This is a genomic window from Curvivirga aplysinae (genome assembly GCF_009711445.1).
GTDB lineage: Bacteria > Pseudomonadota > Alphaproteobacteria > UBA8366 > Aestuariispiraceae > Curvivirga > Curvivirga aplysinae.
Genome location: NZ_SMMC01000115.1, coordinates 1 through 12,297, shown reverse-complemented (window position 1 = coordinate 12,297; position 12,297 = coordinate 1). Strand labels below are relative to the sequence as shown.

The following is a 12,297-nucleotide window of genomic DNA, read 5'->3' as shown; positions in this document are numbered from 1 at the left end:
CGAGATCGATCACTTCCTCAATACTGTTTAAATCATATCTTGAGGAACGAACAAGAACATCTTCAACTAATTTAGCAATATCCAAGAAACCTATCTGTTCTTTTAAAAATGCATCGACAGCAATCTCATTTGCTGCACTTAAAATAGTTGGAGCTCCCTTTCCTTCACGCACAGCCTCTCTAGCTAAAAGCAATGAAGGAAATTTTTTATAATCTGGTGCCTCAAAATCAAGACGAGATAGTTTTACAAAATCTAACTGCTCAACAGGTGCATTCATACGGTTTGGCCATGACAGGCAATAAGCAATAGGTGTGCGCATATCGGGCGATCCAAGTTGGGCTAAAACAGAGCCATCATTATATTCAACCATGGAATGGATAACAGATTGCGGATGCACAAGAATATCGATTTTACTTTCAGGCATCTCAAACAAATAGCATGCCTCAATTAACTCTAACCCTTTATTCATCATAGTGGCAGAATCCACAGAAATCTTGGCCCCCATAGACCAATTTGGATGATTTACAGCCTGTTTTGGTGATGCATTCTTCATGTCATCAGCAGGCCAAGTTCTAAAAGGGCCTCCAGACCCAGTCAGATGTATCTTTTCTATAGCCTGTTTTTGATGAGTTTCGAACACCTGATAAATTGCATTATGTTCAGAATCTACAGGTAGCAATTTGGCATCCGCGCGATGAACTTCTTTCATCATTAAATCGCCGGCGCATACCAATGTCTCTTTATTTGCAAATGCAACTTGGGCGCCTCTTCGAATAGCACAAAGAGTTGGTTCAAGCCCTGCAGATCCCATAATTGAAGACATTACCCAATCTGATTGTAACTTCGCAGCTTGGATAATTGATTCACGTCCCGCAGCGACTTCTACATCAGTATCTGCAAGAGCCTCTTTTAATAACCCAAATTTACTTTCATCACCTAATGCTACGAATTCAGGGGAAAATTCAATAGCGAGCTTTATAAGGTCTTCAACATTAGAATTAGCAGTTAGCGCAATGACCTTATAAAGGTTACGATTGCGGCGAACTAAATCCATTGTACTGGTGCCAACAGATCCAGTTGCTCCAAGGACGGACACAGATTTTTTCATGCGAAATCCTAAACAAACTAAATCAAAGATTTAATTAGTGTAAAAATTGGTAATGCTGCTAAAAAGCCATCCAAACGATCCAAAAATCCACCATGACCAGGAATAAGCGAACTGGAATCTTTTACATCCGCACGACGTTTCATCCAGGATTCCAAAAAATCACCTGATTGAGCCACGATCGGGATTATAACTGCGATACCATAACTATATAACACATTACTAAAAGCATTGTCAGTTTCATGGAAGAAAACAGTAACAATAACAGAGGCAACGATACCACCAATTAATCCTGCCCATGTTTTTTTAGGGCTAATTTTTGGAGCAATTTTGGGGCCACCGAATGTTCGACCTGACGCATAAGCACCAATATCTGTTGCAACAACCATCCCTACTAACCATGCTAAATGCATAACACCGTTATAGGAGTCGCGAAGAATAAAGCAGGTTATAAATGCAAGAACCAAATATGGTACGCCCATGGCCGCCATAGCAGCATTCCCTTTACCGCGCCCCCAATTTCCGGCTAATACAATCGCAGTAGATGCTGCGATAGCTATATATCCTAAGAAGCTATATTCACTCTCAAAGGTTAGGAAGCTTAACAAGATACCGAACCAAAATACAAATGTTGTCCGAACAGAAACACCTAGACCAGAAATTCGACACCATTCATATGCGCAAAATAACGATAAAACCGTGAGAAAAATTAAAAAAACTTCCCCCCCAACCCATATACAGGCGAGAGAAATTGGCAAGATAACAAGTGCAGACACAATACGTGTCGGCAAATCCGCCCATCGATTATTAGGACTCGCTGGCGATTGCTCCATATCTGCGATCTCTCTTGTTAAATTCTTGAAATGCTTCAATAAGATCTTTCTTATCGAAATTAGGCCATAAAGTATTAGTAAAATAAAATTCAGAATAAGCTAGCTGCCATAGTAAGAAATTACTTATTCGTTTCTCACCACTTGATCGAATAACTAGGTCTGGATCGGGAATCCCTGCAGTAGATAGATGAGCTGCAAACACATCTTCATCAATTGCGTCAGGTTGAATCAATCCAAGCTTCGCTGATTTTGCAATCTTTCGCGCGGCCTCGGCTATTTCTGCACGTGCACCATAACTTAAAGCTAGAATTAATGTCATTCCTGAATTCTGTTCGGTCATTCGTTCTGAATCCGAAATTAATCGCTGAATATTCTCAGGTAAACGTTCTCTATCACCAATAACACGAAAACGAATATTATTTGAATGTAACTCGACGATCTCCGATTTCAGATATCTACCTAGCAACCCCATAAGGGCTGATACTTCATCTTCAGGTCTTTTCCAATTCTCAGAGGAAAAGCTATAGAGCGTTAAGAACTTAACACCAAGCTCTGCTGAAGCCTTGATAACCTTCCGTACAGATTCTGCGCCTTTTTTGTGCCCTGCAACACGAGGCAAGCCACGTTTTTTCGCCCATCGACCATTACCATCCATGATAATGGCCACATGAGTTGGACAATTTGAAAGCTGAGTATCCGACATAACCAAACCTAAAGGAGACAAATTATTAAATTTGCATAATGTCTTTTTCTTTAGCTACAAGCATATCATCAACAGATTTCACATGTTCATCTGTTACTTTTTGAATTTGGTCAGACAGGCGGCGAGAGTCATCTTCACTAATATCACCATCTTTTTCTGCTTTTTTAGCTTCGTCCATACCATCACGACGCACATTGCGGATAGCAATACGTGCTTGTTCAGCATATTTACCAGCAACTTTAACCAACTCACCGCGACGTTCTTCGTTCAACTCCGGAATCGGAATACGAATTACATTGCCCTCAGTCATAGGGTTCAACCCCAAATCTGATTCACGAATAGCTTTCTCAACAGCTTTGATAACGGAACCATCCCATACTGTCACTGAAAGCATGCGTGCTTCCGGTACAGAAACTGCCGCACATTGGTTTAAAGGCATCATGCTACCATAAGCATCAACTTGAATTGGATCTAATAAGTTTGCAGATGCACGACCTGTACGTAGGCCTGCAAATTCAGTTTTCAAAGCTTCCACAGCGCCATCCATACGGCGTTTTAAATCATTTACATCAACAGTCATCTGTTCTCTCCTACTGCCCCTTCAAAATAAGGCGTACATATTCTGTATTCTTTTAACCGGATTCGGACCAGCTTTTTCAATAAGAAACTTCTTAATCACCTTCAACAACGGTGAATGTGCCATCACCCTGCATTACGCGTGCGAACTCACCTTGCTTATGAATAGAGAAAACAAGGATCGGAATTTGATTATCACGGCTCAACGTGATCGCTGATGCATCCATAACCTTTAGATCATCGGTTAAGACACGACGATACGACAATGTCTCATATCGTTTCGCATCTGGATTTTTAACTGGATCACTATCATAAACGCCATCAACTTTGGTGCCTTTGATCATGGCATCGCAATCCATTTCGGAAGCACGAAGTGCTGCGGCTGTATCAGTTGTAAAGAACGGATTACCAGTACCCGCAGCGAAGATGACAACCCGCCCCTTTTCCATATGTCGTACAGCACGACGACGTATATATGGCTCACAAACTGTTTGCATCGGGATTGCTGACATAACCCGCGTATATACGCCTAATTCTTCTAATGCACCCTGCATCGCCAAGGCATTCATCACTGTCGCTAGCATCCCCATATAATCGGCAGTTGTACGTTCCATACCTTGTGCAGCACCAGAAATACCGCGGAAAATGTTACCACCACCAATCACTAGACAGATTTCAGTCCCTTTATCGCGCGCTTCTTTCACTTCTGCTGCGACACGACTAATTGTTTCAGGGTCCAAACCAAAATCGCGACCTCCCATCAGGGCTTCCCCCGAAATTTTTAGTAAAACGCGTTTGTATTTTAGGTCGGATGCCTCATTACTCATGTCTTTACGCTCCTGACAATGGAAAATCTCATATTAATCTTACAATCGGGCAAACAAAAGGCCGCTACCTTTATAGGTAGCGACCGCAATGCTTACAATCTTTTTTAGTCTTTAGTACTCAATTCCCAAGACTTGGAATTATTGCAAATCCAGTCGCAAGGGGTAAATTAGCCAGCCATTGCCGCAACTTCAGCAGCGAAGTCGTCTTCTTTCTTTTCGATACCATCGCCCAATTCAAAACGAGCGAAGCCTGTCAATTTAATGTCTGTACCGGCATCTTTTGCAGCGTCAGCAACAACTTGACCAACTTTTTTGTCTGTATCCATAACGAATGTTTGCTCAACCAAGCAAATCTCTTCGTAATATTTACGGATACGACCTTCGACCATTTTCTCAATGATGTTTTCTGGTTTACCAGATTCACGAGCTGTTTCGATTTGAACTTGACGCTCACGATCCAAAACTTCAGGATCAACATCGTCTTTACCTAAGAAATCAGGACGTGCAGCTGCAACATGCATTGCGATCTGCTTACCTAAGCCTTCTAGAACAGCAGAATCAGCATCAGACTCTAATGCAACCAACACACCGATTTTTCCTAAACCTGGCTTCAACGCAGAGTGAACATAAGAAGAAACAACACCGTTAGAAACGGACAATACTTTGGCACGACGGAAAGATTGGTTCTCACCAATTGTCGCGATATTGTCTGTCAATTGATCTTGAACAGAACGACCAGCACCTGGATAATCAGCAGCCATGATAGCATCTTGGTCCGCATCTTTATCTAGAGCGATTTTCGCAACTTCCTCAACGAAACCTTGGAATGTTTCATTACGTGATACGAAGTCTGTTTCAGCGTTGATTTCTACAACAGCGCCTTTTGTCCCTGCGGAAATAACAGCAACAAGACCTTCAGCCGCAACACGACCAGATTTTTTAGCAGCTTTGGACAAACCTTTTGTGCGCAACCAATCAACAGCAGCGTCGATGTCGCCGTTTGTTTCAGACAAAGCTTTTTTGCAGTCCATCATACCTGCGCCAGATTTGTCGCGCAGCTCTTTAACCAATGCAGCAGTAATAGCCATTTTTAAAATCCTTTAGATTTTACTGTAGTAACTTTTAATCAAAGACGTGAAATACCTGTCCTTGATTTCATAAATATGACAGTGGGCGACATTTATTTAAAATGCCGCCCCTGCCATTAATTTCGGAAAAATCCGATTAGGAAGCAGCAGCTTCTGTAGCTTCTTCAGCAGGTAGCTCTTCAGCAACAGGCTCAACAGCTTCACCAACGTCTTCGCCAGCGTCTGTCATGGATTGTTGCAAACCAGCAAGTACAGAACCAACAATCAAGTCAGAGTACAAGTTGATTGCACGCATCGCATCGTCGTTACCTGGGATTGGGAAATCAACACCTTCAGGTGTAGAGTTTGAATCAAGAATAGCTACAACTGGAATACCCAATGTGTTCGCTTCTTGAATTGCAATTTGCTCTTTGTTTGTATCAACAACAAACAAAATGTCAGGCAAGTTACCCATTTCCTTAATACCGCCCAAAGACAGCTCAAGTTTGTTACGTTGACGTTCCATTGTCAGACGTTCTTTCTTGGTGATTACCAAGCTGTCATCAGCCAATTTTTCGTCCAGGTCTTTCAAGCGTTTGATGGAATTGGAAACAGTTTTCCAGTTTGTCATCATACCGCCCAACCAACGATGGTTTACGTAGTATTGACCACAACGACCAGCAGCATCAGCCATGATGGATTGTGCTTGACGTTTAGTACCAACGAACAAAACACGACCACCACCAGCAGCAACATTGCGAACAGCTTCAAGAGCTTGGTTCAACAATGGAACTGTTTGTTCTAGATCGATGATGTGAACGCCGTTGCGAGCGCCAAACAAGAATGGTTTCATTTTTGGGTTCCAGCGACGTGTGCTGTGACCGAAGTGAACACCAGCTTCCAAAAGCTGACGCATTGTAAATGTAGGTGCGGACATAATATTTTTCCTTGTCTTTACCGGTTAAACCTCCACGAAACTCGCATCAATTAAATGACACCGGATCGAGTAATTCCTATTGTCAATATCACCAATTATATTGGCACAACAAAAGGACACCCGCAGGTTTCGCGTGTGTGATGGCGCGGCTTATACGCCTTTTAGTTCGCTTTTGCAAGGGGCTTGAGGATATTTTCTACAATTTCTTAGCTAGATAACATAATTACAAATCCTGTACATCCGTAACACCGCTAACGGATTTTACAGCCTGCCTAAATTTGCCGTCAATTTGATATGTCTTAGTATCTTCCATTTCAATTTCACGGCCGTCTGGATAGATAAGATTAAACTCTACGCGCCCTCTTCCAGGTTTGCCATGCTGCGCAAAGATTTTTGCTAGATTATCCAATGGGCTGTCATCCATAATGAATATCTTCATGCCCCGCGCAGCATTAGCGGCTGCATCTTCTAACGATGAGACACCTTGGGCGGTCAGGCGCAGTTCTGCGTCTTCACCCTCACCTCGCTTCTGAACCTCAACAGTGAACAATAACGGAGAGCCCGAATCCAAGAGCTCACGAGATGCCATTAAAACTTCCTGGAAAAGTGTGACTTCATAAGAACCGCTTGCATCAGATACTGAAACAAAGGCCATTTTCGAACCTTTGGATGTCGTCATGATACGTTTCGCACCCACAATGCCTGTTAGACGAACACCTTTTGAAATACGGATATTACCTGCCTGTACATCTGTCCATTTCACAACGCCAAGCTTACCACAAAGCTCTTTATAAGCATTTAATGGATGATCCGAGAGATAAAACCCAATTGCAGTGCGTTCGTTTTCAAGCTTTTCCGTTGTATTCCATTCTGGCACGCGTTTCATACGTGGTTTTTCAGTTTCTACACCACCGCCACCAAAAAGACTAACTTGGTCTGACGCCTTCTCTTCCTGAACAGATTGGCCATGACGCGTGAGTATCTCAATGCTATCAAATACCTCACGTCGATTGTTAGCTAAACTATCAAAAGCACCTGATTTTGTTAAATTTTCCATTACACGTTTGTTGATTGATTTGTAATCAACGCGCTCAACAAAATCATATAAATTCTTGAATTTACCATTGGCCTTTCGTTCACTAACAAGGGCTTCCATAGCTGCTTCACCAACCGACTTAATTGCTGCAAGTGCATAACGAAGAGAGCCCGCCCCTTCTTCATTATATTCAACAGAAAAATCAACCTCAGACATATTTACGTCAGGAGGCAAAATATCAATCTTTTGCGTCTCTAACTCAGCCTTAAAGATCGCCAACTTATCTGTATTGGTTTTATCAAGCGTCATAGAAGCAGCAAGAAACTCAACCTGATAATTCGCTTTTAGCCAAGCTGTTTGATAGGCCACAAGCGCATAAGCAGCAGCATGTGATTTATTGAAACCATATCCCGCAAACGCGTTAATCATATCAAAGATTTTATTAGCTTGATCAGCCTCAACGTCAGAATTTTCTTTTGAACCTTCCACAAAAATTTGGCGTTGTTTGTCCATCTCTGCCTGGATTTTTTTACCCATCGCACGACGTAATAAGTCCGCACCACCAAGGGTATAGCCCGCCAACACCTGTGCCATCTGCATCACTTGTTCCTGATAGATTGGAATACCAAAGGTTTCTTCTAGAACGGGCTCAAGTTTCTCATGTGGGTAGACAGGAACTTCACGACCATGTTTTCGCTCAATGTAAGTGGGAATATTCTCCATAGGCCCCGGACGATAAAGAGCCACAACAGCGATTAAATCTTCTAATCTATCTGGCTTTAGATCGCGAAGTACGCTCCGCATACCGCTACTCTCTAGCTGGAATACCCCCGTAGAATCAGCGCGACATAACATGTCGTAAGTTATAGGGTCTTCAAGTGATATCTTTGAAATATCGATAGTTCCGACACCACACGGGTTTTTCTCAATGAGCTTGATTGCCGTGGAAATAACTGTGAGTGTTTTCAACCCCAAAAAGTCGAATTTCACAAGGCCTGCTTGTTCTACAAATTTCATATTGAATTGAGTAACAGGCATATCGGAACGCGGGTCGCGATAAAGCGCAACCAATTCATGCAAAGGTCTATCACCGATAACAACACCTGCTGCATGTGTTGAGGCATGACGATAAAGACCTTCAAGCTGAATACCTATTTCTAGCAATCTTTCAACTGCAGGATCACTATCTCTTTCATTACGAAGAGCCTCTTCCGATTCCAAAGCCTCAGGTAAAGACATGGGATTAGCGGGGTTAGCAGGAATAAGTTTGGAAATTCGGTCTACTTGACCATAAGGCATTTGTAACACACGACCAACATCACGTACTACCGCTTTCGCTTGCAGCTTACCAAAGGTAATAATCTGTGCCACACGATCACGACCATATTCTTTTTGTACATATTGGATCACCTCTTCTCGGCGATCCTGACAAAAGTCAATATCGAAATCGGGCATGGATACACGTTCAGGGTTCAAGAAACGTTCAAAAAGCAAACTATAACGTAACGGATCAAGATCTGTGACCGTCAAAGCCCAGGCGACAACGGAACCCGCCCCGGAACCACGGCCCGGCCCTACAGGAATATCATGATCTTTCGCCCATTGAATAAAGTCCGCAACAATCAGGAAATATCCAGGGAAACCCATCTGATTGATAATACTCAATTCAAATTCTAGACGATCCCAATATTCTTTGGCGGTTTCTTCTCTCTCCGCTTCTGTCATTCCCTCTTTGAAGACTTCATTATCCAAACGCACCTGAAGTCCATCACGGGATAAATCGCGTAAAGCTTCCTCTGAAGTACGGCCATCAAGTTTAGTATATTGGGGTAAAAGCGGATCAATACCTTCTACGCAAATTGCACAACGTTTTGCAATAACCATTGTGTTATCGATAGCTTCAGGCAAATCGGCAAATAATTCACGCATTTCTGCTGCAGATTTGAAATAATGCTGATCTGTGAGACGGCGACGGTCCGTTTCCATCACATAAGCACCAGCCGCAATACAAATTAGCGCGTCATGTGCTTCATACATATCCGCTTTTGCATAATAACATTCATTTGTCGCGACAAGTGGTATATCCATTTCATAAGCGAAATCGATCAATTTATCTTCGATAACATCTTCAGCAACTAAACCATGTCGCTGAATTTCCATATATAGACGATCACCGAAGATACCAAACAACCGAGCCAAATTATCTTTCGCTGCATCATCTTGCTCTTCATTTAATAAACGCCCAATCGGACCATGCAATCCACCTGTTAAACAAATCAGACCTGCATTAATTTCCTCAATATCTTCCCATCTGATTTGTGGGTCCTCACCACCATCAGTCGTCATAAAGGCACGACTTAACAGATCCATCAAATTCATATAACCATCATAATTCTGGGCTAGGAGAACTAATTGATCCGGCGGAGGCGTAATAGGATTTTTCTGAGGTTCAAGGACAGGTCGACGTAGACCAATCTGTGCACCAATAATAGGTTGTACACCTTTGCCAGTGGCTGCTTGGGAAAATTCCAAACTACCAAATACATTATTTGTATCGGTAATCGCCACAGCCGGCATATTGGCATCAGCAGCCATGGACACAAGATCTTTGACGCGAATAGCCCCTTCCGCCAATGAATAGGCAGAATGTAAACGAAGATGTACGAAGTCAGCGCAGCTCATATTTAATTTGATATCACGTTAAATAGAAAAAGTCAGTTTTTGATTAATTAATCTTACCGTTACCCAGAACCATCATCCGGTCCATGCGTTGAGCAAGTTCATGGTTATGAGTTGCAATCAAAGCCGAAAGGCCCTGATCACGTACCAAACCAATAAACAAATTAAAGACGATATCTGCCGTTTCAGGGTCGAGATTGCCTGTTGGCTCATCTGCCAATAACAAGGATGGAGAATTTGCAATTGCACGTGCGATTGCAACACGTTGCTGTTCACCACCCGACAATTTAGCAGGCCTATGATCAACTCGACTTGAAAGTCCAACTTTATCTAATAATTCTGAGGCTTTACGTTTGGCTTCGCTTTTGGAAATACCTGCAATTAGTTGCGGCATTACCACATTTTCCATAGCCGTAAATTCGGGTAAAAGATGATGAAATTGATAAACGAATCCGACGTCAGAACGACGCAATAATGTACGTTTTCTATCATTCAGATTGTTACAGTTAATACCATTTAAAAGAACATTCCCACCATCAGGACGCTCTAAAAGCCCAGCAACATGTAATAGGGTTGATTTACCAGTCCCACTTGGGGCGACGAGTGCAACAAGTTCCCCCCTCCCAACCGTGAGATTGATATCCTTTAGAACTTCAAGCTTATCACCATCACCCGTATTGTAATGTCGCACAACTTGTTGCAGTTCCAAAACATTTTTCTCTGACATTCTCAAACCCTATTTAAAAACTTTATTTCAAACGATTAAAAAAAGCTGCCAGAGTTTGACAGCTTTTTCTAACTAACCCCGTTTGCGGGAGAGTTTATGCATTTGCCTAACGGCTTTCAACCGATCATATCGCTTGACGTCTATTATTTTTCACCACCACAAAATTTCTTACAAATCAGTCGATCTAAAGAAATCATTCCTGGACCTTTAATAATGATAACAAGCAATAGGATCATCCAATAGTAATGCTCGATATTGTCATAGGCAGCGTTATTGGCCCCTAATACAAACTGAATGACCAGAGACATTGCCAACAAAGGAATTGCGGAAAGGCGCGTAAACAAGCCTAAAACAAGTAAAATAGGCATACCCAATTCAAAAACAGTTGCGAAAAACGCGGCAATTTCCGGAGGAAGAATTGGCACAGCATATTCAAACTCAAATAGGAAAACTGTATTTTCCCAATCGTTTATCTTTGTCAGACCAGAATTAAAGAAAATACGCGCAATCCAAAGGCGAATAACTAAGTCGATTAAGGGGCTACCATAACAACTTAAAAGCTGTCTGATTTTCATGGTAGGCTCTTTTATTAATTCAATGATATTCCCGCTCATAAACGAGGCTCCTATTCTATTCAAGCTTATTTTACCTTACTTATCCCCTAATTTCATAAACACAGATTTGTGAAGAAACTGCGTTAATGAAGCCTGTAAATCGAAAAGTGGATCTTCCTCGACAATATCAAGGAATGTATCTCCCAAACTAAAACCCGCTTTCAATTTTTCAAGAAAATGATAATCGGCCTCACTTAACCGATCTGTCATAATTTGCTCCGTCTCACCAAGTCTGTTTACCATTATGTATTCAGTTTCAGGTGATAACTGTTCAATTCCAAAATCATCCATTTCATAAAAATGTGTGACTGGATAGTCGCTTTTTAACAATCTCACAGAAGGACTAATATCTAATTTAGTATCAAAAAGATCTTCTGGCGACATTTGTGCAAACAAGGAGGGGTCTATTGGATCATAATTTTGTGCAAAATATGCTTCCTGACATCCCCAGTCCAAACGTGCTAAATCCGGTAAATAGGGAATATCCGCAACCACTTGCTCCCACGAAGTTAAAAAATCTGGAAACTTTGAGCCATATTCAGAAAGTTGCGCCTCATCAGGCGGGCGTTTTTCAACAAACTTCTTTGCAAGGACTTGAAAATTATCTGCGCCTACAAGTGTTGACGTCTTTGGAAAGGCTGCGATTAATACATTCATGAGTGAAACAAAGATATTGTTTCTATAAATGGACATACGCGCCAAATGTGACTCGTCTTGAAGAAACTCAGACATTGAAGTAGGTTGATTTTCTAGAATCGCCGTTTTGAAACCTGATTGAAACTCATGCAACATCTGACAAAGCTCCATATTCATCCAATATCTTTTGAGCTTTTTGCGCCTCTTCCAATAAACTATCAACGGCTGGGATATCAGTATCCCATTCCATCAATACAGGAATAACACCCGATTTAGAGATAACATTTTTCAAAATGTCCCAAACCGCATCGCAAACTACATCACCATGCGTATCAATTAAAATAGTCTCTCCATTAATGATTTCAGGACTATGACCAGCAACATGAATCTCTTGGACGTTAGAAAAGCTAATAGTCTCTAAGTATTCTTCAATTGATGATCCTGTATTTTGAGCCGATACATATATATTATTCACATCTAACAAAATTCCACATCCCGTTTCTTTAGCTAACGCATTCAGAAATTCAGGTTCAGAAATTTCATCACTATTTGTTGAT

12 protein-coding genes are annotated in these 12,297 nt (G+C 41.7%); all 12 read right to left on the bottom strand.

Going from position 1 to position 12,297, the window contains the following annotated elements:
• Nucleotides 1-1,108, bottom strand: a 1,108-nt coding sequence (gene dxr, locus E1160_RS03165) for a 1-deoxy-D-xylulose-5-phosphate reductoisomerase (protein ID WP_155153547.1), incomplete at its 3' end; no start/stop codon positions are given.
• Between the two features lie 17 nt (nt 1,109-1,125).
• Nucleotides 1,126-1,938, bottom strand: coding sequence for a phosphatidate cytidylyltransferase (locus E1160_RS03160; protein ID WP_155153546.1), 813 nt, complete (start codon nt 1,936-1,938; stop codon nt 1,126-1,128).
• Nucleotides 1,913-2,641, bottom strand: coding sequence for an isoprenyl transferase (locus tag E1160_RS03155; protein ID WP_155153545.1), 729 nt, complete (start codon nt 2,639-2,641; stop codon nt 1,913-1,915). Before E1160_RS03155 ends, E1160_RS03160 begins: the two co-directional genes overlap by 26 nt.
• Before the next feature lie 25 nt (nt 2,642-2,666).
• Nucleotides 2,667-3,221, bottom strand: coding sequence for a ribosome recycling factor (frr, locus tag E1160_RS03150; RefSeq protein WP_155153544.1), 555 nt, complete (start codon nt 3,219-3,221; stop codon nt 2,667-2,669).
• Between the two features lie 91 nt (nt 3,222-3,312).
• Nucleotides 3,313-4,044 (bottom strand): UMP kinase, encoded by a 732-nt coding sequence (gene pyrH / locus E1160_RS03145; protein ID WP_155153543.1) that lies wholly within the window; start codon nt 4,042-4,044, stop codon nt 3,313-3,315.
• A 167-nt stretch (nt 4,045-4,211) separates the two neighbouring features.
• Entirely contained in the window at nt 4,212-5,132 is a 921-nt protein-coding gene (tsf, locus tag E1160_RS03140; RefSeq protein ID WP_155153542.1) for a translation elongation factor Ts, read from the bottom strand.
• 136 nt (nt 5,133-5,268) lie between these two features.
• Nucleotides 5,269-6,048, bottom strand: a complete 780-nt coding sequence (gene rpsB / locus E1160_RS03135) for a 30S ribosomal protein S2 (protein ID WP_155153541.1) — start codon at nt 6,046-6,048, stop codon at nt 5,269-5,271.
• A 223-nt stretch (nt 6,049-6,271) separates the two neighbouring features.
• Nucleotides 6,272-9,766: a DNA polymerase III subunit alpha gene (gene dnaE / locus E1160_RS03130; protein ID WP_155153540.1), complete on the bottom strand. Its 3,495-nt coding sequence runs from the start codon at nt 9,764-9,766 to the stop codon at nt 6,272-6,274.
• A gap of 43 nt (nt 9,767-9,809) precedes the next feature.
• Complete coding sequence (locus E1160_RS03125; protein WP_155153539.1) at nt 9,810-10,490, bottom strand: ABC transporter ATP-binding protein; 681 nt, start codon at nt 10,488-10,490, stop codon at nt 9,810-9,812.
• A gap of 143 nt (nt 10,491-10,633) precedes the next feature.
• Nucleotides 10,634-11,104, bottom strand: a complete 471-nt coding sequence (locus E1160_RS03120; protein ID WP_155153538.1) for a DoxX family protein — start codon at nt 11,102-11,104, stop codon at nt 10,634-10,636.
• A 36-nt stretch (nt 11,105-11,140) separates the two neighbouring features.
• Nucleotides 11,141-11,917, bottom strand: coding sequence for an HvfC/BufC N-terminal domain-containing protein (locus tag E1160_RS03115; protein ID WP_155153537.1), 777 nt, complete (start codon nt 11,915-11,917; stop codon nt 11,141-11,143).
• On the bottom strand, nt 11,886-12,297 hold a 412-nt coding region (locus tag E1160_RS03110; RefSeq protein ID WP_155153536.1), incomplete at its 5' end, for a DUF692 domain-containing protein. The genes E1160_RS03115 and E1160_RS03110, both read right to left, overlap by 32 nt.

What these genes read in the sequence shown, in the direction of transcription:
- E1160_RS03155 (WP_155153545.1), bottom strand. Translation starts at nt 2,641, where the DNA reads ATGTCGGATACTCAGCTTTCAAATTGTCCAACTCATGTGGCCATTATC.
- E1160_RS03115 (WP_155153537.1), bottom strand. Translation starts at nt 11,917, where the DNA reads ATGAATATGGAGCTTTGTCAGATGTTGCATGAGTTTCAATCAGGTTTC.
- tsf (WP_155153542.1), bottom strand. Translation starts at nt 5,132, where the DNA reads ATGGCTATTACTGCTGCATTGGTTAAAGAGCTGCGCGACAAATCTGGC.
- rpsB (WP_155153541.1), bottom strand. Translation starts at nt 6,048, where the DNA reads ATGTCCGCACCTACATTTACAATGCGTCAGCTTTTGGAAGCTGGTGTT.
- dnaE (WP_155153540.1), bottom strand. Translation starts at nt 9,766, where the DNA reads ATGAGCTGCGCTGACTTCGTACATCTTCGTTTACATTCTGCCTATTCA.
- E1160_RS03120 (WP_155153538.1), bottom strand. Translation starts at nt 11,104, where the DNA reads ATGAGCGGGAATATCATTGAATTAATAAAAGAGCCTACCATGAAAATC.
- pyrH (WP_155153543.1), bottom strand. Translation starts at nt 4,044, where the DNA reads ATGAGTAATGAGGCATCCGACCTAAAATACAAACGCGTTTTACTAAAA.
- E1160_RS03160 (WP_155153546.1), bottom strand. Translation starts at nt 1,938, where the DNA reads ATGGAGCAATCGCCAGCGAGTCCTAATAATCGATGGGCGGATTTGCCG.
- frr (WP_155153544.1), bottom strand. Translation starts at nt 3,221, where the DNA reads ATGACTGTTGATGTAAATGATTTAAAACGCCGTATGGATGGCGCTGTG.
- E1160_RS03125 (WP_155153539.1), bottom strand. Translation starts at nt 10,490, where the DNA reads ATGTCAGAGAAAAATGTTTTGGAACTGCAACAAGTTGTGCGACATTAC.